Annotated in this window: 22 protein-coding genes; 16 read left to right on the top strand and 6 right to left on the bottom strand. The window is 55.2% G+C overall.

From position 1 onward, the window contains the following. Positions 1-9: 9 nt before the first annotated feature. Positions 10-435: a hypothetical protein gene (locus tag Q3Y58_RS00665; protein WP_319620590.1), complete on the top strand. Its 426-nt coding sequence runs from the start codon at positions 10-12 to the stop codon at positions 433-435. Positions 436-438: 3 nt separating this feature from the next. Here the strand turns inward: Q3Y58_RS00665 and pyrF are convergent, their stop codons facing one another. Beyond that, positions 439-1,158, bottom strand: a complete 720-nt coding sequence (gene pyrF / locus Q3Y58_RS00660) for an orotidine-5'-phosphate decarboxylase (RefSeq protein ID WP_319620589.1) — start codon at positions 1,156-1,158, stop codon at positions 439-441. 238 nt (positions 1,159-1,396) lie between these two features. On the opposite strand from pyrF, the gene hisB reads away from it, so the two are divergent. The 7 genes from hisB to coaA are packed head-to-tail and all read left to right on the top strand — an operon-like array spanning position 1,397 to position 6,128. Then, on the top strand, positions 1,397-1,990 hold the full coding sequence (gene hisB, locus Q3Y58_RS00655; protein WP_274217856.1) for an imidazoleglycerol-phosphate dehydratase HisB: 594 nt from the start codon (positions 1,397-1,399) through the stop codon (positions 1,988-1,990). A 24-nt stretch (positions 1,991-2,014) separates the two neighbouring features. Continuing rightward, a complete protein-coding gene (locus tag Q3Y58_RS00650) occupies positions 2,015-2,497 on the top strand; it encodes a DUF2628 domain-containing protein (RefSeq protein WP_319620588.1) in 483 nt (160 codons plus the stop codon). A 41-nt stretch (positions 2,498-2,538) separates the two neighbouring features. Next, on the top strand, positions 2,539-3,192 hold the full coding sequence (gene hisH / locus Q3Y58_RS00645; RefSeq protein WP_274217854.1) for an imidazole glycerol phosphate synthase subunit HisH: 654 nt from the start codon (positions 2,539-2,541) through the stop codon (positions 3,190-3,192). A 40-nt stretch (positions 3,193-3,232) separates the two neighbouring features. Continuing rightward, positions 3,233-3,976, top strand: coding sequence for a 1-(5-phosphoribosyl)-5-[(5-phosphoribosylamino)methylideneamino]imidazole-4-carboxamide isomerase (hisA, locus tag Q3Y58_RS00640; RefSeq protein WP_319620587.1), 744 nt, complete (start codon positions 3,233-3,235; stop codon positions 3,974-3,976). Beyond that, positions 3,973-4,752, top strand: a complete 780-nt coding sequence (gene hisF / locus Q3Y58_RS00635; protein WP_274217852.1) for an imidazole glycerol phosphate synthase subunit HisF — start codon at positions 3,973-3,975, stop codon at positions 4,750-4,752. Before hisA ends, hisF begins: the two co-directional genes overlap by 4 nt. A 36-nt stretch (positions 4,753-4,788) precedes the next feature. Beyond that, entirely contained in the window at positions 4,789-5,112 is a 324-nt protein-coding gene (locus tag Q3Y58_RS00630; RefSeq protein WP_274217851.1) for a phosphoribosyl-ATP diphosphatase, read from the top strand. A gap of 50 nt (positions 5,113-5,162) precedes the next feature. Then, positions 5,163-6,128: a type I pantothenate kinase gene (gene coaA / locus Q3Y58_RS00625; RefSeq protein WP_274217850.1), complete on the top strand. Its 966-nt coding sequence runs from the start codon at positions 5,163-5,165 to the stop codon at positions 6,126-6,128. A gap of 56 nt (positions 6,129-6,184) precedes the next feature. On the opposite strand, the gene Q3Y58_RS00620 is transcribed toward coaA, so the two are convergent. Beyond that, a complete protein-coding gene (locus Q3Y58_RS00620) occupies positions 6,185-10,990 on the bottom strand; it encodes an NAD-glutamate dehydrogenase (protein ID WP_319620586.1) in 4,806 nt (1,601 codons plus the stop codon). 408 nt (positions 10,991-11,398) lie between these two features. Between Q3Y58_RS00620 and argC the strand changes: the two genes are divergently transcribed. Both argC and leuD read left to right on the top strand, forming a co-directional pair. After that, on the top strand, positions 11,399-12,346 hold the full coding sequence (gene argC / locus Q3Y58_RS00615) for an N-acetyl-gamma-glutamyl-phosphate reductase (protein ID WP_319620585.1): 948 nt from the start codon (positions 11,399-11,401) through the stop codon (positions 12,344-12,346). Between the two features lie 42 nt (positions 12,347-12,388). Next, positions 12,389-12,994, top strand: a complete 606-nt coding sequence (leuD, locus tag Q3Y58_RS00610; RefSeq protein WP_319620584.1) for a 3-isopropylmalate dehydratase small subunit — start codon at positions 12,389-12,391, stop codon at positions 12,992-12,994. A 141-nt stretch (positions 12,995-13,135) separates the two neighbouring features. Here leuD and Q3Y58_RS00605 read toward each other — a convergent pair whose 3' ends face one another. After that, entirely contained in the window at positions 13,136-13,648 is a 513-nt protein-coding gene (locus Q3Y58_RS00605) for a cyclic nucleotide-binding domain-containing protein (protein WP_274217845.1), read from the bottom strand. A gap of 24 nt (positions 13,649-13,672) precedes the next feature. Then, positions 13,673-14,356 carry a response regulator transcription factor gene (locus Q3Y58_RS00600; protein ID WP_274217844.1) on the bottom strand — a complete coding sequence of 228 codons (684 nt, stop codon included), beginning with the start codon at positions 14,354-14,356 and terminating at the stop codon, positions 13,673-13,675. Positions 14,357-14,532: 176 nt separating this feature from the next. Here Q3Y58_RS00600 and Q3Y58_RS00595 point away from each other — a divergent pair, with 176 nt between their 5' ends. The 6 genes from Q3Y58_RS00595 to Q3Y58_RS00570 all read left to right on the top strand — a co-directional run bounded on the left by Q3Y58_RS00595 (position 14,533) and on the right by Q3Y58_RS00570 (position 20,387). Further along, entirely contained in the window at positions 14,533-15,087 is a 555-nt protein-coding gene (locus Q3Y58_RS00595; protein WP_319620582.1) for a L,D-transpeptidase family protein, read from the top strand. Positions 15,088-15,192: 105 nt separating this feature from the next. Further along, positions 15,193-16,095: a diaminopimelate epimerase gene (gene dapF, locus Q3Y58_RS00590; RefSeq protein WP_319620581.1), complete on the top strand. Its 903-nt coding sequence runs from the start codon at positions 15,193-15,195 to the stop codon at positions 16,093-16,095. After that, positions 16,092-17,360 carry a tRNA (N(6)-L-threonylcarbamoyladenosine(37)-C(2))-methylthiotransferase MtaB gene (gene mtaB / locus Q3Y58_RS00585; protein ID WP_319620580.1) on the top strand — a complete coding sequence of 423 codons (1,269 nt, stop codon included), beginning with the start codon at positions 16,092-16,094 and terminating at the stop codon, positions 17,358-17,360. Before dapF ends, mtaB begins: the two co-directional genes overlap by 4 nt. 28 nt (positions 17,361-17,388) lie before the next feature. Beyond that, on the top strand, positions 17,389-18,771 hold the full coding sequence (ftsY, locus tag Q3Y58_RS00580; RefSeq protein WP_319620579.1) for a signal recognition particle-docking protein FtsY: 1,383 nt from the start codon (positions 17,389-17,391) through the stop codon (positions 18,769-18,771). Between the two features lie 173 nt (positions 18,772-18,944). Beyond that, entirely contained in the window at positions 18,945-19,850 is a 906-nt protein-coding gene (locus tag Q3Y58_RS00575; RefSeq protein ID WP_319620577.1) for an alpha/beta hydrolase family protein, read from the top strand. A 90-nt stretch (positions 19,851-19,940) separates the two neighbouring features. Next, positions 19,941-20,387 carry a methyltransferase family protein gene (locus Q3Y58_RS00570; RefSeq protein ID WP_274217838.1) on the top strand — a complete coding sequence of 149 codons (447 nt, stop codon included), beginning with the start codon at positions 19,941-19,943 and terminating at the stop codon, positions 20,385-20,387. A gap of 30 nt (positions 20,388-20,417) precedes the next feature. Here the strand turns inward: Q3Y58_RS00570 and Q3Y58_RS00565 are convergent, their stop codons facing one another. After that, complete coding sequence (locus Q3Y58_RS00565; RefSeq protein ID WP_274217837.1) at positions 20,418-22,055, bottom strand: ABC transporter ATP-binding protein; 1,638 nt, start codon at positions 22,053-22,055, stop codon at positions 20,418-20,420. 11 nt (positions 22,056-22,066) lie between these two features. After that, a complete protein-coding gene (locus tag Q3Y58_RS00560) occupies positions 22,067-23,248 on the bottom strand; it encodes an ABC transporter permease (RefSeq protein WP_319620576.1) in 1,182 nt (393 codons plus the stop codon). Positions 23,249-23,255: the final 7 nt, after the last annotated feature.

The raw sequence follows: 23,255 nt of genomic DNA, 5'->3' as shown, positions 1-23,255 counted from the left end.
AGGTGTCCCTTGAAGCCTTTCCTCGCTGCCCTGGCCGCGGTCCCCCTGCTCACGACGTCATTTGCCAGCGCAGACACACTTGCCGGAACAAAATGGCGCCCTCTCAATTATTCAGCACAGTCCACGACCGGCAACCTTGCAATTGACGAGAACCACCTGATCTTCAGTGATCGAGAGCATCTTCCGATCAGCGCGGTGGGCGACCGAACCTCATCTATCTACAAGTTCACCGAGGCTGCTTCACTGCGCTTCACAGGCGGACGAACCTTCTGCGCAAATGGCGTAAACACCGGCTATCTTCAGATCAATCTGAGAAAGATCGAAGATCAGGAAACGCTTGAGCTGCTCGTGTTTCGAGGACCAAAACCGCCAGATCCCGCTGAGGCCAGTGAAACTCAGCGAGACCTATGCTCAACTTACCTCTATGTTCGCTAAGCGTTACGCCAACGCTGCTTCAATTTCGCGGCAGATGGCTTGTGCGGCCGCGCGGCGGTCTGCCGCTTTCAGGATTGGCCGACCGACCACCAGATAATCCGCGCCCGCCGTTACGGCATCACCAGGCGTCATAATCCGTTTCTGATCACCGACATCGGCTCCAGCAGGACGTACGCCCGGTGTGATGATGGCAAGGCTATCGCCCACAGCAGCGCGCATGGCGGCTGCTTCGACAGGTGAACACACAATTCCGCCCATGCCGGTTGCGCTGGCCTGTTTGGCGCGAGCTTCCACCAGATCCGCGATGGGGCCAACATATCCCGCGTCGCCAAGATCGCGCTCATCCATAGAAGTGAGAACAGTTACACCAAGAAGACAAAGATCCTTGTTGCCAACCTCTGCAAGCGCATCCACCGCCGCGCGCATGGTCTTTGGGTAGGCATGAAGGGTCATGAACTTCATGCCCATCTTGGCCACGTTCTTCACTGCACTTGCGATGGTGTTGTCGATGTCGAGCAGCTTTACATCCAGAAAGATGGAGTGTCCTTCACGCGCTAGTTCTTCGGCAAAGGTCAGACCGCCTGCGAACTGAAGCTGCATGCCGATCTTGTAAGTACCTACGGCGCCTTTCGTTTCGTCGACAATGGTTTGCGCCTCCTCCACCGTCGGGACGTCCAGAGCGAGGATCAGGCGATCCCGTGCAGTTGTAGGTTTGAAAGACATGAAGGGCTCCGCAGCTTGAGGCTAGATAAACGGCTGAGGTCGTATCACCTAAACCGCCAAAATACTAGGCCCAACAGGCGCATGGCGAACCAAAACGCCAATTGAGAAAGCCGAAACGATCTTTTTCATTTTCGGGTATTTTCACAATACAATCAGCCTGCTAAAACGGCCCGTCTCTTGCTGACCTTCAACCAGACTAGTTTGCCATATAAGCTGAGCTACAACACGAGGATGAGCCATGCGCCAGGCAACCATTACGCGCAAGACAAAAGAAACCGATGTGAGCGTTTCTGTGAATCTTGATGGCACCGGCACCTACGACATCGACACCGGCGTGGGTTTCTTTGACCACATGCTGGAGCAGCTCTCCCGACATTCTTTGGTCGATATCACCATTCGCGCCAAGGGTGATACCCATATCGATGATCATCACACCACTGAAGATGTGGGCATTGCGCTCGGCCAGGCCTTCAAGCAAGCACTTGGCGACATGAGCGGCATCACCCGGTATGCAGACACCCATCTGGCAATGGACGAAGCATTGACTCGTTGCGCGCTGGACGTTTCCGGACGCCCTTTCCTTGTCTGGCAAGTAGAGTTTCCGAAAGACAAGATCGGAAGCTACGACACTGAGCTGTTTGAAGAATTCTTCCGCGCGTTTGCGATGAATGCAGGCTTCACTTTGCATCTCGCTACGCTCTACGGTACAAACAGTCATCATATCGCTGAAACCTGTTTTAAAGCTGTCGCTCGAACCATGCGAACAGCTATGGAGCTTGATCCACGACAGGCCGGGCGCGTACCAACCACCAAGGGTCAGCTGGGCGGCTGACAGCCAAAGCGGGGAGTGTGAGACGTGGCGACCTATGTTGTTATGGCACCGCCCGAGGTGACAGCAGAAAAGCTGACCGAGGCTAACGCACAGCGCATTACATTTGTCAAAGATGGCTTCTCATGGGGCGCCCTTCTGATCCCAATCATCTGGCTTTTGTACAACCGCATGTGGCTGGCTTTTTTGGGTTATCTGGTAGCAGTAGCCGCCATCCAAATTGCTGCGGACTCCGTCGGGGGCGCAGCACCCGGAGTTTTTGCCATTGGCTTTGCGCTTTTGTTTGCCATAGAGGGCAGCGCCTTGAGGGTCTGGAGCCTTGAACGCAAGAACTGGCAGACATTGGGCATCATAAGTGCCCGAAACCGGGACGAGGCCGAGGTGCGTTTCTTTGATTTCTGGCTCAATGACGTTGGCGCACCGGTCAATTCAACGCCATCGCCTGCGCATGGGGCAACTGCACCCCGGTTCAGTGAGCATAGTGTTGTTGGCCTGACCTTGAACGACTAACCAACAAAAATATAAGAGCTTTTGAAGAAGGAGTACGCTTGATGAGCGTCGCAATCATCGACTATGGATCTGGTAATCTTCGCTCCGCTGCCAAGGCGTTTGAGCGAGTAGCCCATGGTCATGCGCACGCCCATCATGTTCATGTGACTTCTGACCCAGACGTAGTTGCCAAGGCAGACCGAATTGTTCTCCCGGGTGTAGGTGCCTTTGCTGATTGCCGCCGAGGCCTTCAAGCTGTGTCCGGCATGGAAGAAGCACTGCAGGAAGCTGTAGTTGGTAAAGGCCGTCCGTTCTTTGGCATTTGCGTTGGCATGCAGCTTCTGGCGGAGCGCGGTCTGGAGTTTGAAACCAGTGACGGCCTTGGCTGGATTCAGGGAGATGTTTCGGCCATGGAAGTTCAGGGGGACAGCCTGAAGATCCCGCATATGGGTTGGAACACAATCGACGTACGCGATGGCAGTCATCCAGTACTGGATGGCATTGCCACCGGCCCGGATGGGCTTCACGCCTACTTCGTGCACTCCTACCATTTTGCTGTGGCGCGTCAGGAAGATCGTATCGCAAGCTTTGATTATGGCGGCACTTTCACAGCGATGGTTGGCCGCGACAATATGATCGGGACACAGTTCCACCCGGAAAAGAGCCAGAAGCTGGGCTTGCAGCTGATTTCCAATTTCCTGAGCTGGGCGCCATAAACGGCCGCCGCCAGACAACAAAGGTCCAGAGGACAGCACGATGATCATTTTTCCCGCAATCGACCTCAAAGAAGGTCAATGCGTTCGCCTGAAGCTGGGTGACATGGCGCAGGCAACCGTGTTTAACGACAGCCCCGCCGCTCAAGCGAAAGCCTTTCAAGATCAGGGCTTTGAATGGCTGCATGTGGTGGATCTGGATGGCGCTTTCGCTGGCGAAAGCCGCAATGGCGACGCCGTAGACGCCATTCTTTCTGCAACGACCAATCCGGTGCAGCTGGGCGGCGGCATCCGCACCATGGAACACATCGATAGCTGGCTAGCCAAGGGTATCGCCCGCGTGATCCTTGGGACAGTCGCGCTGCGCGACCCTGATCTGGTGCGTGAAGCCTGCAAGAAGTATCCAGATAGGATCTCCGTGGGCATTGACGCGAAGGGCGGCAAGGTCGCCGTTGAGGGCTGGGCGGAAACCTCCGAACTCACCGTCATTGAATTGGCAAAGCAGTTTGAAGACGCGGGCGTTGCGGCAATCATTTACACCGATATTGATCGGGACGGAGTGCTGAAGGGCCTGAATATTCCTTCTACACTGGAACTGGCCAACGCCGTCTCCATTCCGGTGATCGCCTCCGGTGGCCTAGCCGGCATCGAAGACATCGAGCGCCTGATCCAACCAGACTGCGATATTTTGGAGGGAGCGATTTCCGGTCGTGCGCTTTATGACGGCCGCCTTGATCCGAAAGAAGCCCTCGATCTCATCCGAAAGAGCCGGGAGGATCTGGCATGACGCTGAAGGCCCGCATCATTCCATGTCTGGATGTCAAGGACGGCCGTGTGGTGAAAGGCGTCAATTTTGTTGACCTCATCGACGCGGGCGATCCGGTTGAGGCCGCAAAAGCCTACGATGCCGCTGGCGCAGATGAGCTGACCTTTCTGGATATTACCGCGTCCAGTGACAACCGCGACACAATCTATGACGTGGTACAGCGCACCGCAGAAGCGTGCTTCATGCCGGTGACCGTTGGCGGCGGTGTGCGCACCGTGGAAGACATTCGCAAGCTGCTTAACGCAGGTGCTGACAAGGTTTCCATCAACACCGCAGCGGTCAAGAACCCTGAGTTTATTCGCGAGGCCGCAGAAAAATTCGGCAGCCAGTGCATTGTGGTTTCCATCGATGCCAAGAAGGTGTCGGCTGACGGTGAAGAAGATCGGTTCGAGATTTTCACGCACGGAGGCCGAACCCCGACAGGTATCGACGCCATCGCGTTTGCCAAAAGGGCTGTTGAACTGGGTGCTGGTGAGTTACTCGTCACGTCTATGGACCGGGACGGCACGAAAGAGGGCTATAACATCCCACTGACCCGCGCCATTGCTGACGCGGTGACTGTGCCGGTTATTGCCTCGGGCGGTGTAGGCACTCTTGATCATCTCGTTGAAGGCGTCAGGGACGGACATGCCACGGCAGTGCTTGCAGCATCAATCTTCCATTTTGGAACCTACTCCATTCAGGAAGCCAAGGCACACATGGCCAAAGCCGGCGTGCCGATGCGGCTTGATCCATAATCGAGTGTAGTAAATGGAACGAACTAGGCTATCCCTATGACTAGATTTACCCTGGAAGACCTCGAAGCTATTGTGGATCAGCGCGCGACGAGTGATGACGAGCTTTCATACACCCGGAAGTTGATCGGCAAAGGCGTTGCAAAATGCGCTCAGAAGGTCGGGGAAGAAGCGGTTGAAGCTGCCATTGCAGCGGTAAAACCGGACAAACAGGAATTAACGGGCGAGGCTGCTGATTTGCTGTACCATCTGCTGGTCCTTCTAAAGGTCAGCGATGTGCCGCTCGCTGACGTGATGGCTACTTTGCAGTCTCGCACAGCGCAGACAGGTTTGCAGGAAAAGGCCTCTAGAGCCAGCGACTGATCCTCTGTGAAACGGAACGGCCAGTTGCATCAGCTGATGGCAATGCAGTGATGAACCAAGACTTAAGCAACGTATCCGAGCTGGATCTTTCTCCCTATTCCGTCTTTAGCGAGTCGGAGTGGGCAAAGCTGCGCGCGGATACGCCAATGACGTTGACGGCGGACGACATCAAAGATGTTCAAAGTTTGAATGACTATGTGTCGATCGAACAGGTGGAAACCATTTATCTGCCGCTTTCCCGTCTGCTCGCGTATTACGTCGAAGCCACGCAAAAACTGCACCGTGCGACCAAGCGTTTTCTTGGCACCAACGGCCGCAAAACACCGTTCATCATCGGGGTGGCGGGCTCTGTTGCCGTTGGCAAGTCCACGACCGCACGTCTTATTCAGGCATTGATGCGTCGCTGGCCTCAAAGCCCAAAAGTAGACCTTCTGACCACGGATGGTTTCCTGTTCCCGAACGCGGTGCTTGAGAGCGAAGGCCTGATGCGCCGTAAGGGGTTCCCGGAAAGCTATGACCGACCTGCTCTCCTGAAGTTCCTCACAGACCTGAAAGCCGGCAAATCATCGGTACAGGCTCCGGTCTACTCGCACTTTTTCTATGACGTGATGCCCGGCCAGTACATCACGGTGGATCAGCCTGACATCCTGATCGTCGAGGGCTTGAATGTTCTGCAGACCACTGCACTCTCCCGCGGCGCAAAGGCTGTTCCGTTCGTTTCGGATTTCTTTGACTTCTCGGTCTATATTGATGCGGAAGAAGCAGCACTGCAGCGCTGGTACCTTCAACGCTTCATGCGCCTGCGGGAAACAGCCTTTCAGGACCCAGACTCTTACTTCCACAAGTTCTCAAAGGTCACAGATGAAGAAGCACAAGCCATCGCAAAGGACCTCTGGCAGAACATCAATTTACAGAACCTGCGGCAGAACATTCTGCCGTCCCGGCCTCGGGCGGATCTGATCATCACCAAGGGTGCAGAACACCGGATTACTTCGGTCGCCCTGCGAAAGATTTGATCGCTCTATCCGGACCGATGAAAAAGGCGCCCCCAACGGAGGCGCCTTTCTGATTTCTAGCCTGCAAGCTCTGCCAGCATGCTGGCGGCAACCGAGAACTTGGAAACAGTCAGATCCTTCTCAAGGATTTCCTGAACTGCGACCTTCGTGCGGTCCACCTTCGTCTTGCGCTCATCCAGCCAACCACCAACGCCGTCTGGGTGGACAATGGCTTGTGCGGTCAACTCGCGGTGGGCTTCGGCCAGGATTGAACGGGCCCGGTCCAGAGCAAGTCCGTCGTAATAGTCACGAATATCGAACTCACGGGCCAGCTCATCGATACGGCTGAAGCTGAACTCGTTGGCGATATGGAAGAAGCATGCAGCCACATCGGTAGTCTGCTTGCCAATCTTTTCAGCCACCAATACGATATCCGGGATCATCACTTCACCGGGCAGGCGTGCAATGCGCCCTGCGATCATGACCGGAACTCCTGCCATCACCAGACGCTCCGTTTCCTCTGTAAGGGACTTGGCGTCGTTTTCCGGCAGGAAGGTTTCAAGGCGTGGAGACAAGGTTTCAACGTTGTCCTTGAACCGCTTGACAGCAGCCTCGATGCCATCGGCAAAGGAAACATTGCGCAGGAACCACAGAACCTGACCATGGAACAGGTTTTGAATGGCCAGATAAAGTTCAAGCTGCAACTCGCCTGGAATGATGGTGTCGAGTGCGTTGATCTCCTCGTTCAACTCAGTCAGCCCATAGGCATCACGAACTGCTGCGAATGCCATGGCAAGATCCGCTTCAGTTGAACCAGACTTGTCGACCAGGCGGGTCACGAAAGTTGGACCGCCCCGATTGATGATGGAGTTGGCCAGCATGGTTGCGATGATTTCGCGGCGCAGACGATGACCCTCGATTTCGTCAGCGTACGCCTCTCGCATCTGCTCAGGGAAATATCGATACAGCTCTTTAGCCAGATAAGCGTCATCAGGTACCGAACTTTCAAGCAACTTGTCGTAAAGCGTCAGCTTGGCATAGGCCAGCAGCACTCCAATCTCTGGACGAGACAGACCCTCGCCCTGCTTCACGCGTTCCTCAATCGTCAAATCATCCGGCAGATCCTCAACAGCCCGGTCGAGCAAGTCCTGGCTTTCGAGCTGGCGCATGAGACGCACCTGATAGCCGGTATCTTCAAGCCCGCGAAGTTCCGTCAGCGATATGGCGAGCGTCTGCAGATAGTTGTTCCGCAAGACCAGAGACGCCACGTTGTCGGTCATACTCGCCAGCAGCTCATTACGGCTTTCTGTATTGAGCTTTCCGGATTTCACAGCCGAGCCCAGCGCAATCTTGATGTTCACCTCAACGTCCGAGGAGTTCACGCCTGCGGAGTTGTCGATGGCATCGGAGTTGCACCGGCCACCTTCTCGGGCAAACTCGATGCGTGCCTTCTGGGTAATGCCGAGGTTCGCCCCCTCTCCAATGACCTTTACGCGAAGATCAGAGGCCGTAACACGGATGGCATCGTTCGCACGATCGCCCACGGAGGCGTCCGTCTCAGAGTTTGCACGCACGTATGTGCCGATGCCGCCGAACCAAAGAAGGTCAGCTTCCATCTTCAAGATGGCTGTCATGAGTTCTTGCGGAGAACATTTGGCCTTGTTCAGCCCCAGCAACTTTTGAATCTGTATGGAAAGCTCAATGGATTTTGCTGAGCGGGGGAAGATGCCACCTCCCTCGGAGATCAGAGACTTGTCATAGTCCTGCCAAGAGGAGCGCCCCAAATCAAAGATGCGTTTGCGCTCTGACCAACTGGCGGCTGGATCCGGATTCGGGTCAATGAAAATGTCGCGGTGGTCGAACGCTGCGACCAGACGTGTTGCCTTGGAAAGCAACATTCCGTTTCCGAAGACATCACCTGACATGTCGCCCACACCGCAAACGGTGAATGGCTCCTTCTGAATATCGCGGTCCATTTCGCGGAAATGGCGCTTCACGGCTTCCCAGCCACCGCGTGCCGTGATGCCCATCTTCTTGTGATCATAGCCCGCAGAACCACCGGAAGCGAAGGCATCCCCCAACCAGAACTGACGCCCTTCGGACAGGCTGTTTGCTGTGTCTGAGAACGTCGCGGTGCCCTTGTCCGCAGCCACCACAAGATACGGATCATCTGCGTCATGGCGAACCACTTCCTTAGGCGGAGAAATAACATCTCCATCCAGATTGTCCGTCACATCGAGGAGGGATGAAATGAAGATCTTGTAGGCTTCCGTGCCCTCCTTGAAGATTTCATCGCGAGTGCCAGCTTTGGGAAGCTGCTTCGGCAAGAAGCCGCCTTTGGCGCCTACCGGAACAATAACTGCATTTTTAACCTGCTGTGCTTTCACAAGACCCAACACCTCGGTGCGGAAGTCCTGAGCGCGGTCTGACCAGCGCAAGCCGCCTCGGGCAACGGTACCGAAACGCATGTGCACGCCTTCAACCCGCGGGCTGTAAACGAACATTTCACGGTAAGGCAACGGCTTCGGCAGTTCTTCCAGCATGTGCGGTGCCAGCTTGAAGGCGAACGTACCTTTAGGCATTCCCTTGTCGTCGAGCTGGTAGAAGTTGGTGCGCAGCAAACCCTCAATCAGGTTCTTGAACCGGCGAATGATCCGATCGTCATCCAAGCTATCAACGCCATCCAGCGCTGCCATGATGCGTTCATCAATTTTCGCCGCCGCTGTGCTGCGGTCACCTTCGCTGATGCCCGGGTTGAAACGCGTATGGAAGTACTCAAGCAGGTCTCTGGAGATCTCTGGATAGCGGTTCAGTGCGCCCCACATGTAGTCCTCGGAATAGAGGATACCTGCCTGACGCAAATACCGGGACAAAGCGCGCAGCACGGCGATATCCCGCCATGCAAGGCTCGCCTTAAGAGCCAGAGCGTTATAGCCATCGCTCTCTGCTTGACCATTCCAAACGGCCAGAAACAATGCGCCAAGCCGCTCAATATCGGCGTTGGTAAGATCGTGCGCATCATCCCCTTCGACCTGCAACGTCGTATCGTGCAGATAGCGCATTGGCTTGCCATTTGGGTTTATGCGGTAGGTTCGCTCGTTGATGACCCGAAAGCCCATATTTTCAAGCAGCGGAACCCGCGTTGAAAGGGCAAGTGGGGATTCGCTGTGATACGTGCGCAGAGAAAGCTGACGACTGGAGGACGCCTCGCGCTTGTAGAACTTGATCAGCAGGGGACGGGCCGATGTGATCTTCTCCATATGGCGGATATCATCAAGCGCCATATGCGGAGAGGTGACCGCCGAGTAACTGCCGTCAAACGCACTGCTGTAGCGTTTAAGAAGGGAACGGGCCACAGAAGGTTCATGGCTGTCGTTAAGCGCATCAGCCAGCAGATCCTGCCAAGAGCTGATGATCTCTTCGACCGCTTCTTCAAGGTCTTTCTGCTGCGGGTTCGGCGTTTCACCACTGTCGCGTCCAATAATGTAGTGCACGCGAACCAACGGTCCTTCCGGATACGAAATGTACCAGGCAGAAATGCGGCCATCGAAAGCTTCGGCCATGTAAGCGCCAACGCGTTCCCGAATTTGGGTCGTGAAACGATCCCGCGGGATAAACGTCAGGATGGAGGCGAAGCGCTCGAACTTGTCTCGGCGTGATAGGACACGGACCCGAGGGCGTTCGCCGAGCTGCAGAATCGCCTTTGAAAACTCGTAGAGGGTTTCCGTATCAATCTGGAACAGGTCATCACGGGGATATTCTTCCAGCACGTTTCTTAGTGCGCGGCCACTGTGACTTTCGGGATCGAAGCCATGCATCCGCATGACCTGCGCCACTTTTTGGCGGATGTATGGTATCGAAGAGGTGGAGCGGGTGTACGCGGTGGAGGTGAACAAGCCCACGATGCGCAGCTCGCCAGTGAGCACCCCGTTTTCGTCAAAAAGCTTTACGCCGATGTAGTCCATGTGAACGGGACGGTGCACGCGGCTCTTCACATTGGCCTTGGCGATGATCAGCGGCTCTGGCTTAAGCAGGAAGTCGCGAATTTCAGGTGTCATCACGACAAACTCGGAGCCACGTCGCAACACGCGAACATCCGGATCGGCTAGCAATCCCAAACCGGTGCCCTGAATAAACTCAAGGTCGCCCTTTTCCACGCCACCTTCGAAAATGAACTCACGCATGCCGAGCAGCGTGAAGTTATCTGCTGCCATCCATTCAAGGAACTGAATCGCTTCATCCAGCTGGGCCTTGGAATAAGGCGTGCGGGTATTGGTGTAAGCTTCAATCGCCTGCTGCAACCGGGCACGCATCGGCTGCCAGTCGTTCACGGCGCAGCGCACATCGTCCATGATCAGACGCAGGGCGGCGGTCAAGTCAGCGCGCTGCTGGTCCGTGTCGAGGCGAGGAACGTGAATGTGGATGAAGCTTTCACGCCGAACCGCATCTCCGCTTGGTCCAACTGACCCATGAAATTCTTGAAGGTTTCCGTCCGCATCGCGCTCTACCGTAAACAACGGGTGCAACACGAGCTGCGGGTCGTAGCCGTTTACGGTCAGGTGGCCCATCACTGACGAAACGAGAAACGGCATGTTGTCGTTCAAAATTTCAACGACAGTCACATTCTCGAGCCGGGAACCCTTCGGCGCTTCCGGATTAAACACGCTGATCCGCTGGAGGCCTTTGGGGTGGCTTTGAAAGTCCTCCCACGCCACGTTGACGAGCGCGGACAGATCTTCGGAAGTGTAGTGTGCCAGATCTTCTGCATCTGCGAGTTTGAATAGATCGCTGGCAAACCTGGCCAGCGCGTCGTTCTCGTTCTTCAGCAGCTTGCAGGTGCTATCAATAAGGGTTTCTTTTGTTAGCGTCATGGCATCGGACATGTTTGGGCCTCTCGTCCGGTTTAGGGGAGACAAACATGGCTCGGCTTTACCAACAGAATTCCAAGAGCCGGATCGTGCGCACGTTTGTCCAACTGGTGCCTTAAGGTGGGCGCGGTATCGAACACTATCAAGCGACAGACCTTTGACTTTTATGAGATTCTGCCTCGAAAAGTCCGCTGCCTGATCCTGCGAAGCTACCTCAGACGCCCACGGCAAACCACTCTAACGCAGACTGCGATGTAAGTTGATCACCGTATTTTTTGCTTGAGACGCACTCAACGCCCACTTGAGGACAGAGCGCTACCTTTTCGAGCCCGCTTATAGGACAATTCAAATTGTGACATTTTGGGCGTTTAAGTGTAAAAGGCTCGGCAATTCAATGTTTACGAGCCAAGGAGTTAGGTCGTCATGACAGCGCGTGTATTTATCGACGGAGAAGCCGGAACAACGGGTCTGCAGATCCGCGAGCGTCTGGCCGGCCGCCGTGACATCGAGCTGATCAGCATCGACCCTGCACGCCGTAAGGAACTCTCCGCTCGTGCCGAGCTCCTGAATGCGGCAGATGTTGCCATCCTTTGCCTTCCAGACGACGCTGCGAAGGAAAGTGTGAGCCTGATCGAGAACTCAAAGACCAAGGTCATTGATGCCTCGACAGCGCATCGCGTGGACCCTGAATGGAACTACGGCTTTGCTGAAATGGCAAAGGGCCAAAAGCAAGCTATTGCTGAAGGACGCTTTGTTTCAAACCCAGGCTGCTATCCTCAGGGCTTGATTGCCACGGTGCGGCCGCTTGTTGAAGGTGGGCTGATCCCTGCAGACTTCCCCCTCACCATGAACGCCATCTCTGGGTATTCGGGTGGCGGGCGGCAAATGATTGAAACCTATGAAAGTGAGGCGCAGCCAGCGCCTTACATGCCCTATGCGCTTGGCTTCAATCACAAGCATCTGCCGGAAATGCAGCTGAATGCAAAACTGGATGTGGCACCACTGTTCCAGCCGGCTGTTGGCAACTACGCGCAAGGCATGGTGACCTGCATTCCTTTGCAACTGAGCGCATTGAAGAGCGCCCCTAGTGGCAAGACCCTTCACGAAGCCATCTCTGATTACTACGCAGATTCAGAGGGTTTTGTGGAAGTTGCGCCATTTGAGGCTGTGCAGAAAGTTCCTGAACTTAACCCCGAAACCTTTAACGGCACCAACACAATGCGCCTTTACGTCTTTGCCAATGACGACCGCGCGCAGGCTGTGTTGATGGCGGTTTATGACAATCTGGGCAAGGGCGCTTCGGGCGCTGCTGTCCAGAACCTTAATCTGATGCTGGGCATCGATCAAAAAAGCGGTCTGACTGTCGACTGACGGCAGAACCAAAAGAACCAGAGTTTCGAGGAGAACCTGCTCGTGGAAAAGTTCACTAAATTAACTGGGGTTGCGGCTCCGCTGCCATTGGTCAACATCGACACCGATATGATCATCCCGAAGCAGTTTCTGAAGACCATTAAACGCACCGGCCTTGGAACTGCGCTGTTTCACGAAATGCGCACACATGAGGATGGCTCCGAAAACGCTGAGTTCGTTCTGAACAAACCGGGCTACCGCGAAGCACAGATCCTTGTGGCAGGCGACAACTTTGGTTGCGGCTCGTCCCGCGAGCACGCCCCATGGGCCTTGCTGGATTTCGGTATCCGCGTTGTTATCTCCACTTCATTCGCGGACATCTTTTACAACAACTGCTTCAAAAACGGCATTTTGCCGATCGTGGTTTCCGAAGCAGCACTGGAAAAGCTTCTCGATGACGCAAACCGCGGAGCCAATGCAACGCTGACGGTCGACCTTGAAGTACAAAAGATTCACGGCCCGGACGGCGGCGAAATCAGCTTTGAGATTGATGAGTTCCGTAAGCACTGCCTGCTGAACGGCCTTGACGATATCGGCCTCACTCTTGAGAAGACCGCCCATATCGATGCTCACGAGGAAGAGAAAGCCAAGACCCATCCTTGGCACTAGGGTCCGTCGGCATAAGTCAAAGCCCCAGCCACTGGTTGGGGCTTTTTGTTTATGACTTGATGAAAGGGCTGCTTGTTTTACTCGGCACTTCCTGACGGATGCCTACAGGGGCATCCACCTCATGCCGAGAATTTGCAAGACCTACTCACCTTTGGAGCGTTTGGCTTTTTCTTGTAAGCGTTGCTGATCGATGCGTTCCGCATAGTCCAAACGGGATCCGACACGTTTCAGCGCTTCTGTTGTTGCGGCAAAGCGTTCACTACGGGTTTTGAGGAGCTCAACAGCAATCTCAGGAAACTCAGAGAGCATACGGGCGAACAACGCCCGGCGAATGCGGATCAGAGTGCAATCTTCCAGAGCTACAGCACGCACGGGACGGAACCCCTCGGCAAGCAGCGCGCTTTCACCCAGAAGTGTACCTTCACCATAGGTCCCATGCTGAACCGCTTGATCGCCCATGCCTGTTTCGAGACGCACTGAGCCTTCAGCGATCACAATTCCGCCTTCTGCGCGCTCTCCCTCTTCGAAGATCGCACGACCTTTGGGCACGGATACCGACTCAGCACTAAAGGCCAGCAGACGAAGCTGGTCATCCGAGAAAGTCGACAACATAGGCACGCGTCGCAAGACGCTGATATCGCGGGCTAAGCTCATACCTTTGAATTACCGCTGAACGGTTCAAGGCACAAGCTTATATCCACCGGCTTCTGTAACCAACAGCTCAGCATTTGAGGGATCGCGCTCAACCTTTTGACGCAAACGGTAAATATGCGTTTCCAGCGTGTGCGTTGTCACCCCTGAGTTGTAGCCCCACACCTCATGCAGGAGGACGTCTCGGGTGACCGGCTTTTCGCCAGCGCGGTACAGGAACTTCAGGATCGAAGTTTCCTTTTCCGTCAGACGCACCTTGGTTCCACCTTCATCAACCATCACCTTGGCTGATGGCTGGAAGGTGTATCGACCGATGGTGAACACGGCATCTTCACTCTGTTCGTGTTGCCGCAAGTGAGCACGAATGCGGGCGAGCAGTACCGCGAACTTGAATGGCTTGGTGACATAATCGTTCGCACCGGCCTCCAGGCCGAGAATAGTGTCGCTATCGCCGTCATGGCCGGTCAGCATGATGATTGGCGCACGAAAATCGCTCTTGCGCAGAAGTTTAACGGCTTCCCGACCGTCAATGTCTGGCAAACCGACGTCCATGATCAACAGATCGAAATGGTCGGCTTTCGCGATTTTAAGGCCTTCTGCAGCAGTGCTCGCCTCAGTGGTTTCAAACTCGTCGTAAAGCGACAGTTGTTCCACCAGAGCCTCGCGCAGGTCGTTGTCGTCATCCACGATCAGGATTTTGCGTGCAGTCATCGGTTCACCTTTGGACTATATTTGCAGTTATACTAACCTGATCACTTTTCAAAAAGCTCGCAAAAATCGATCCTTAAACAAGATTGCGCCATAAAATCTGTTTCACGCGGCGGTGATATGAAGTTTATTCTTGAGCCGTCAAACCCACTGAAGACTGAAGGTCGAGAGTTAGCCCAATGCTCCCTGTTCATTCCCCATCCGGTGCAAACAACAACCAAACCTTGGTTGTGCGCCATGTGGGCCCACTCGCGCATCAAGGCGAACTCTCTCTCGGCGAGTTCACGTTTCCGTGTGCATTGGGGCGTTCAGGTATCAACCGCGACAAGACGGAAGGTGATGGCAGCACGCCTGTCGGGACGTTTGAACTGCTGAATGTCTACTACCGTCCTGACAAAGCCGTGCTGGAGACGACTCACCTGCCCGCCTTTGCGCTCTCACAAAACGATGGCTGGTGTGATGAGGCCGAACATTTAGCCTACAACCGGCCCGTAGAGCTTCCCTTTGATGCCAGTCACGAGCGCATGTGGCGAGAAGACCGGCTCTATGATGTGGTCGTGGTATTAGATTGCAACATGTTTCCAGCGGTTCCGGGGAGAGGAAGCGCCATTTTCTTTCACATCGCCCGTGAAGGCTATGAGCCCACAGAGGGATGTGTTGCTGTTTATCCTGAACACATGAAGCACATCTTGGCACTGGTAAAACCCGGCGCTCATATGGTAATTGAGGCTTAACGGGGCTCGCGTGCCGTAGCGGCGCAACTACTCTCTGGAAATCCGGCGAGTTTTACTAGATATAGGGCACCTGATTTTCTCTCTGATGCAGTTGGTGGCAGTGTGATGGCGCAAGAGCGCGTTCCCTTTTTGAAGATGAATGGTCTGGGCAACGATTTCGTGGTTTTTGACGCACGACAGTCGCCGCTCAAACTATCGCCTGCGCAAATCGCCAGAATCGGCCACAGAGAGACAGGTATCGGCTTTGATCAGATGATTACGGTTGAACAGTCGCCTGCCGGTGCAACAGCTTTCATGCGCATTCACAATCAGGACGGCAGTCAAGTGGAAGCGTGTGGCAACGCAACCCGCTGTATCGGGCGCCTCTTGATGGGAGAAGCGGGCACACCTCATGTTTCCATTGAAACCATCGCCGGTTTGCTGAACGCTTTTGCCACGGGCGATGAGACCCGCATCAGCGTGGATATGGGAAAGCCAAGGTTCGGCTGGCAAGAGATCCCTCTTTCCGAAGAATTCGCGGACACCCGTGCCATAGAATTGCAGATTGGTCCCATTGATGCGCCGGTCCTTCACAGCCCATCAGTCGTGAACGTGGGCAACCCCCACGCCATCTTCTGGGTTGAAGACGTCAACGGCCATGAACTCGAACGCTTTGGGCCCTTGCTTGAAAACCACCCCATGTTCCCCGAGCGCGCAAACATTTCTCTGGCGCATGTCTTTGCACCCAATGAAATTCGCCTGCGTGTTTGGGAACGCGGCGTCGGGCTCACGGAAGCCTGCGGCACTGCCGCCTGCGCTACCGGCGTTGCTGCCGCACGCCTTAAGAAAACCGGTCGCGAAACGTTGATCCACCTTCCTGGAGGTCCGCTGGAAATCCAGTGGCGGGATGACGATCACATCATGATGACCGGAGACACAATGATTGACTTCGAGGGCCTTCTTGATCTGAACACCCTTGAGTTTGAAAAAACCGCAGCGGGAGACGCGGTTGCGGAGCCAATAAATTGACCATTGATGTAGTAACGTTCGGATGTCGGCTGAATGCCTACGAGTCCGAAGTGATGAAGCGCGAAGCAGAAGCCGCTGGCCTCAAGGACGCCGTGCTCATTAACACCTGTGCTGTGACCAATGAAGCTGTGCGTCAAGCGCGCCAGTCCATTCGTCGTGCCCGCCGCGAAAATCCTGAGGCCAAAATCATCGTTACCGGGTGTGCAGCGCAGACAGAGACCAACACATTTGCCGAGATGGGCGAAGTCGATCTTGTTCTCGGAAACACCGAAAAACTGCAGCGCGCCTCTTATGGCCGTGTCGCTCAGTTTGGTATCGATGACACCGAAAAGGTCATCGTCAACGACATCATGAGCGTGCGCGAAACGGCGGGCCACTTGATTGACGGCCTTGAAGGCCGCGCCCGCGCTTTTGTGCAGGTTCAAAATGGCTGTGATCACCGCTGCACCTTCTGCATCATACCATATGGCCGCGGCAACTCGCGCTCCGTCCCAATGGGCGTGGTGATTGACCAGATCAAGCGGCTTGTCGACAACGGCTATGGCGAAATCGTTCTGACCGGCGTTGACATCACTTCATACGGTGCTGACCTTCCCGGCACACCAACGCTTGGTTCGCTTTCTGCCAAGATACTCAAGCTGGTTCCTGACCTGAAGCGCCTGCGCCTCTCGTCCATTGACAGCATCGAGGCCGATGAGGCGCTCATGGAGGTGATTGCCTCTGATCAGCGCTTGATGTCTCATTTCCACCTGTCTCTTCAGGCCGGTGACAACATGATCTTGAAGCGGATGAAGCGCCGTCATTCACGCGAAGACACGATCAAGTTCTGCGAAGATGTGCGGAAAATGCGTCCTGACGTGGTCTTTGGTGCCGACATCATTGCAGGCTTCCCAACTGAGACCGAAGAGATGTTTGAAAACTCTCTGCGGATTGTTGAGGAATGCGGGCTGACACACCTGCATGTTTTCCCGTTTTCTCCCCGCCCCGGCACGCCAGCGGCGCGCATGCCACAGCTAGACCGCGCCCTCATCAAGGAGCGAGCTTCGCGCTTGAGAGCCAAAGGTGAGGAGGCTGTGCTTCAACATCTCAAGTCAGAAGTTGGTAAAGAGCGCTTGGTTTTGCTGGAGAAGGAGGGCCTTGGCCGGACCGAACAGTTCACAGAAGTGGAACTCAACGCGAATGAGCCCGGATCTCTTGTCAAAGCACGGATAACGGGTCATACCCATAGACATCTGATTGCCGAAGTGATTGGTAATCCGCTCTGATTTTGTTTCTTAAGGATTGCGGTAGGGTATGAGCGAGAAAAAGCCAGGTTTCTTTTCGCGCCTGTTTGGTGGGAAAACGGAAGAAAAAGCAGCTGAAACGCAAGCTGCTGAAACACTGGAAAGCGCTCAGGCTGAGCAGCCAGCTGAAAGTCCGGCACTGGAAGAAACGGAGCAGCAACCCTCTGGCGAAGCGGCTGAACCCACCGAACTTCCGGCTGAGGCTGTGGCAGAGGCACAGGATGACGCCGAAGAAGCGTCATCAGACGCGCCCGAGGTGTTGGATGACACTAGCTCTGAGGCAAACGCAGAAGCGTCGCCAGATTCGCAACCATCTGTAAGCTCGGGTGTTGAAGACACTGGAGAGCCTGACAACGCTGGCACAGCCGAAGCACCTGAAACAGTTCACGAATCTTCAGCGCCCGCAGGTGACGAAGCAACTGTTGAGGCTGAAGAAGATGCCATGGCCGAAGAAGCTGCGCCAGAACCGGTCAAGCTTTCTTGGTTCCAACGCCTCAAGGCAGGACTTTCCCGCTCATCCAATGCGCTGGGTGAGGGTATCGCCTCTATCTTCACAAAGCGGAAGCTGGACGCAGAAACCCTTGAGGAGCTCGAGGATATTCTCATCCAAGCCGACCTTGGTGTTGATACGGCCATGACAATTACCGAGCGTCTGGCCGACGGTCGTTACAACAAGGAAATCTCTGGAGAGGAAGTGCGCGAGATCCTCGCCGAGGAAGTTGAAAATGTGCTCGAGCCCGTTGCGCGGCCACTGGACCTCGCCACAGGCCACAAGCCACATGTTGTGCTCATGGTTGGGGTAAACGGCACCGGCAAGACCACCACAATCGGCAAGCTCTCTTCCAAACTCGCCAGCGAAGGCAAAAAGGTCATGTTGGCGGCAGGCGATACATTCCGCGCCGCAGCTGTTGAACAGCTCAAGGTATGGGGGCAGCGCACCGGCGCTGAGGTCATCGCCCGCGATACAGGCGCCGATGCGGCTGGTCTGGCGTTTGATGCTGTCAAACAAGCCATTGAAAGCAATGTGGACGTGCTTCTCATCGACACGGCAGGACGCTTGCAGAACCGTTCTGAGCTGATGGATGAGCTGGAAAAGATAATCCGCGTGATCAAGAAGCAGCTCCCTGATGCGCCGCACACCGTCTTGCTTACACTGGACGCCACAACGGGCCAGAACGCTCTCAATCAAGTGGAGATCTTTGGCAAGGTCGCTGGCGTGACAGGTTTGGTTATGACAAAGCTGGACGGCACTGCTCGCGGCGGCATCCTTGTGGCCATTTCGGCCAAACACAAGCTGCCGGTGCACTTTATTGGCGTTGGCGAAGGCATGGATGATCTCGAGCCGTTCTCTGCAAAGGAGTTCGCTCAAGCGATCGCTGGCATGGCGGAGTGACCGGGCCTGTTTTTCAAGACAGAGCAGGCAGCACAACGACCCTTCCTTATCCTTATTGGTATCATCAACTCCCCTATCTTGCGCAGAACAGGTCCCATCCTAGTATAGCGCTGGGGAGTTGTACTTGGCGTCCTGCCAAACAACTAAAATCTTTATTCGCTACAGGGAGTTCCATGGTGCAGCGTTTATTTTCGAAGGCAATTGTCGGAGCGGCTGCGATCGCGCTTCTCGGAGCAGCGAGCGCGTCAGCTGAAGAGACAACTGTTCGGTTTGAAGTCGCAGGCCAAGAAGTGGTTGGTACACTCGAGACCTCTGAGGGCGCGGAAAACGCACCGATCGTCTTGATGCTCCATGGCTTTACCGGTTCTCGCGATGAGCTCGCAGTCAAGGACACCGATGAAGGTGTATTCTCTCGCATCGCGCGCCAGTTCTCTGAAAATGGCTTCAACAGCCTTCGCATAGACTTTCGTGGTTCCGGAGAAAGTGACGGTGAGTGGGCCGCCACCACATTCTCCAGCCAGATTGCGGATGCTTCGGCAGCAATTGACTGGATCAAGTCACAAGACCAGTTCATGGACTCAAAACTCGTTGTTCTGGGTTGGAGCCAGGGCGGGCTTGTTGCCAGCCATGCCGTGCAAGAGAACGAGATGGTTGATGCCGTCGTGTTGCTTGCACCTGTCACCCACCCGATGCTGACGTATGGCGGCCTTCTGGGCTCTGAAGCAATACAAAAGGCGCTCGCATCACCAGCTGACACGCCAATCACGACACAGCTGCCATGGGGTGTTGAAACAACGTTGAACGCAGCCTTCTATCATGAGGTGGCGACAACCTTCCCAACCGCAGCGATATCAGGCTACACCGGGCCGCTGCTCGTTGTAATGGGTGACCGGGATGAGGTGATTGCCCCGCAGCCTTACCCGGGCAAAGCATGGATGAACTACCATCACGGCGATGAAGCGCTCATCATTTTGGACACCGACCATGTTTGGAGTGCCATGGAGGGCCCTGCTCTCATTGACGAACAGCTGATGCCAGAGATCACAGCGTGGCTTGGGACGGCACTTGCTGCGGAGTAGTCACCGTTCCACCTTGCAATTTGATAAGGCCTGTTCCTATTGTTGGGGCAGGCTTTTCTTTTGGTTGGTTTCACCATGAAATTTTTGGAAATGAAAGTTCCGCCAGTGGCTGTGAGCCTCCTTTGCGCGGCACTCATGTGGGTCTTGGCTGTTGGTATTCCCGGTTACCCCCTCCCAAGGCCCGTTGCAGTTGCAGGTTTTGCACTTTTTCTGTTGCTCGGCCTCGGCATTGGCATTGCGGGCGTGCTGGAATTCAGACGCCTAAAGACAACTGTGGATCCAACCAATCCTCAAAAGGTGAACACGCTGGTCACCTCCGGCGTTTACAAGTTCACGCGCAATCCCATGTACATAGGTATGTTGATCGGCCTTGTCGGCTGGGCCATCTATCTTTCCAGCATGGCTGCGTTCTTGGGGCTCATTGCTTATGTCGGCTACATGAACAAATTCCAGATTGAACCGGAAGAGCGCGCACTTCGGGAGAAGTTCAGTGATGCTTTCGAGGCCTATGAAAAGCAGGTCCGCCGCTGGCTATGAAAAGGCCCGGCAGATGCCGGGCCTCGTGATTTACTGCGAAAGAACGGGACTATCGACCGCCTCCATGCGGAAAGCAGCGGCCATCAAGGCCTTCGTGTACTCGGTCTGCGGACTATCAAAGATCTGATCCGACGACCCGGCCTCCATGACTTGGCCTGACTTCATGACAATCACATCATTAGCCAGCGCACGAACCACCTTCAGGTCGTGGGATATGAACAGATAAGCCAGATCATGGGCCTTTTGCAGATCGCGCAGCAGGTCGACCACCTGAGCCTGAACGCTCATGTCCAGCGCAGACGTTGGCTCGTCCAGCATCACGAACTTGGGCTCCAGCACCATGGCGCGTGCTATTGAGATGCGCTGGCGTTGGCCGCCGGAGAACTCGTGAGGATAACGGAAGCGGCTAGCTGGATCGAGGCCAACCTCATCCAGGGCCTTAGCCACCTTATAATCCCGCTCGGCATCACTCAGAGTTGGCATGTGAACCTGCAGCCCTTCTCCGACAATATCAGCCACCGACATACGCGGAGACAACGCTCCAAACGGGTCTTGGAACACAATCTGCATGTCGCGGCGCAGCGGACGCATCTGTTTCCACGAGTTTTGCGCGATGTCCTTCCCCTTGAACAGGATTTCGCCATTGGAGGAGATCATCCGCAGGATAGCGAGGCCCAGTGTTGTTTTCCCTGACCCGCTCTCGCCAACGATACCGAGGGTCTGGCCTTCGCGAAGCGTTACATCAATGCCGTTCACTGCCTTTACATGGTCTACGGTCCGACGCAAAAAGCCGCGCTTGATTGGAAACCAAACCTTTAAGTCTCTGGTTTCAATTATCTTTGGCTTGCTGTCATTGGTCTTGGGCGGCTCACCCTTTGGCTCGGCAGCCAAGAGGTGGCGGGTGTAGTCGTGTTGCGGTGCCTCAAAAATCTGCTTTACGTCACCGGCTTCCACGATCTTGCCAGCAGTCATCACACAGACGCGATCAGAAATCTTGCGCACGATGCCCAGATCGTGGGTGATGAACAACATTGCCATGCCCGTGCGTTGCTGCAACTCCTTCAAGAGTTTCAGGATCTGCGCCTGCACTGTCACATCAAGCGCGGTTGTTGGCTCATCGGCAATAAGAAGATCAGGTTCATTGGCAAGGGCCATTGCGATCATCACACGTTGGCGCTGACCGCCTGAAAGCTGATGCGGATAACTCTGAAGACGCGTTTCGGGATCTGGGATGCCTACTTGATCCAGCAGTTCAAGCACCCGCTTGCGGGCGGCCGTGTCGCTGAGGCCCCTATGAATTTTCAGGATTTCCGCCACCTGCCGCTCAACCGTATGCAACGGGTTCAGGGAGGTCATCGGCTCCTGAAAGATCATGGAGATACGATTGCCGCGCACTTTGCGCACCGCGTTCTCATCGGCGGTGAGCATATCCTCTCCTTCGAAAAGGATTTCACCAGTTGGATGGCTGGCCGCGGGATAGGGCAGCAGCTTTAGCACGGAAAGGGCAGAAACGGACTTTCCGGAACCACTTTCACCCACCAGCGCGACCGTCTCTCCCTTGTCGATGGAAAACGAAATCTGATCCACCGCTGTTGACGTGTTGCCGCCTTGTGTGAAGGCAACAGAGAGATCCTTCACTTGGAGAAGGGGAACTTTGCGTTCGCTCATCTTGTTGCCTCCTACTGATAGCTCTTGCGGGGATCGAACGCGTCACGCACCGCTTCCCCAATGAAGATCAAGAGAGACAACATGACCGAAAGCACCATAAACCCGGTGATGCCAAGCCATGGGGCCTGAAGATTGTTCTTGCCCTGCGCGAGCATCTCACCCAGCGATGCTGAGCCCGGAGGCAAGCCGAACCCGAGGAAGTCCAACGCCGTGAGCGTGGAGATGGATCCATTCAGGATGAACGGCATGAATGTGAGCGTTGCCACCATGGCGTTCGGCAGCAAGTGGCGCCACATGATCACCGGGTTGGAAACGCCCAATGCCCGAGCTGCGGAAATGTACTCGAAGTTTCGCCCGCGCAAGAACTCCGCACGCACCACTCCCACCAAGGCAACCCAGGAGAACGCCAGCAAAATGGTGAAGAGCACCCAGAACCCCGGCGTCAGTACCGAAGACACGATCAGGATCAGGTAGAGCGTTGGGATAGCCGTCCAGATTTCAATGAAGCGCTGGAAACCCAGATCAACCCAGCCGCCGTAGTAGCCCTGGACCGCACCCGCAGCCACGCCTATCACTGAGGAGGCTATTGTTAGCGCAAGTCCAAAAAGAACGGAGATTCGGAAGCCATAAATCAGGCGGGCGACCACATCGCGCCCCTGATCGTCCGTTCCCAGCCAGTTGAAGTTTCCAGAGACACAGTTTGGATCGTCCACCCCGAGCGGATACCGAGAGCAACGCTCCTGCTTGTCCATCATCCACGAAGGAGGTGCCGGTGCTGGTACCGGAATGTCGTTGTTGACCGTTCTGTATGAATAGCGGATCAGCGGCCAGAGCATCCAGCCATTTGCCTCGATCTCCTCTTGGATGAACGGATCGCGGTAGTCGGTGACAGCAAGAAAGCCGCCGAACTTCTCCTCTGGATATTCAACAAAGATGGGCGCAAGCAGCTCTCCCTTGTAGGAGACGAGGATTGGCTTGTCGTTGGCAAGGAGCTCGGCAAACAGCGTGAGAACGAACAGCACTGCGAAAATCCAGAAGGACCAGTAGCCGCGCTTGTTCTTCTTGAAGTTCTCAAGCCGCCGCTTGTTGATGGGCGACAGACCTTTGCGCGGCGGCGGCAGTGTCTGCTCGGCCAGCGGCGCGATGTCTTCATAACCTTGCTTTTCAAGCCGATTTTCGAGTTTTGTATCCATGAGCTGA

It is taken from the genome of Nesiotobacter zosterae, assembly GCF_033843645.1.
GTDB lineage: Bacteria > Pseudomonadota > Alphaproteobacteria > Rhizobiales > Stappiaceae > Pseudovibrio > Pseudovibrio zosterae.
Note: the sequence above shows the minus strand (reverse complement) of the source record. Positions and strands in the feature narration are given on the sequence as shown.

Coding starts and splice junctions, on each gene's coding strand:
- argC (WP_319620585.1), top strand. CDS start 11,399: ATGACAGCGCGTGTATTTATCGACGGAGAAGCCGGAACAACGGGTCTG.
- pyrF (WP_319620589.1), bottom strand. CDS start 1,158: ATGTCTTTCAAACCTACAACTGCACGGGATCGCCTGATCCTCGCTCTG.
- dapF (WP_319620581.1), top strand. CDS start 15,193: ATGGCGCAAGAGCGCGTTCCCTTTTTGAAGATGAATGGTCTGGGCAAC.
- Q3Y58_RS00575 (WP_319620577.1), top strand. CDS start 18,945: ATGGTGCAGCGTTTATTTTCGAAGGCAATTGTCGGAGCGGCTGCGATC.
- Q3Y58_RS00595 (WP_319620582.1), top strand. CDS start 14,533: ATGCTCCCTGTTCATTCCCCATCCGGTGCAAACAACAACCAAACCTTG.
- hisA (WP_319620587.1), top strand. CDS start 3,233: ATGATCATTTTTCCCGCAATCGACCTCAAAGAAGGTCAATGCGTTCGC.
- hisF (WP_274217852.1), top strand. CDS start 3,973: ATGACGCTGAAGGCCCGCATCATTCCATGTCTGGATGTCAAGGACGGC.
- Q3Y58_RS00630 (WP_274217851.1), top strand. CDS start 4,789: ATGACTAGATTTACCCTGGAAGACCTCGAAGCTATTGTGGATCAGCGC.
- Q3Y58_RS00620 (WP_319620586.1), bottom strand. CDS start 10,990: ATGTCCGATGCCATGACGCTAACAAAAGAAACCCTTATTGATAGCACC.
- ftsY (WP_319620579.1), top strand. CDS start 17,389: ATGAGCGAGAAAAAGCCAGGTTTCTTTTCGCGCCTGTTTGGTGGGAAA.
- Q3Y58_RS00560 (WP_319620576.1), bottom strand. CDS start 23,248: ATGGATACAAAACTCGAAAATCGGCTTGAAAAGCAAGGTTATGAAGAC.
- hisB (WP_274217856.1), top strand. CDS start 1,397: ATGCGCCAGGCAACCATTACGCGCAAGACAAAAGAAACCGATGTGAGC.
- Q3Y58_RS00605 (WP_274217845.1), bottom strand. CDS start 13,648: ATGAGCTTAGCCCGCGATATCAGCGTCTTGCGACGCGTGCCTATGTTG.
- Q3Y58_RS00565 (WP_274217837.1), bottom strand. CDS start 22,055: ATGAGCGAACGCAAAGTTCCCCTTCTCCAAGTGAAGGATCTCTCTGTT.
- Q3Y58_RS00600 (WP_274217844.1), bottom strand. CDS start 14,356: ATGACTGCACGCAAAATCCTGATCGTGGATGACGACAACGACCTGCGC.
- coaA (WP_274217850.1), top strand. CDS start 5,163: ATGAACCAAGACTTAAGCAACGTATCCGAGCTGGATCTTTCTCCCTAT.
- Q3Y58_RS00570 (WP_274217838.1), top strand. CDS start 19,941: ATGAAAGTTCCGCCAGTGGCTGTGAGCCTCCTTTGCGCGGCACTCATG.
- hisH (WP_274217854.1), top strand. CDS start 2,539: ATGAGCGTCGCAATCATCGACTATGGATCTGGTAATCTTCGCTCCGCT.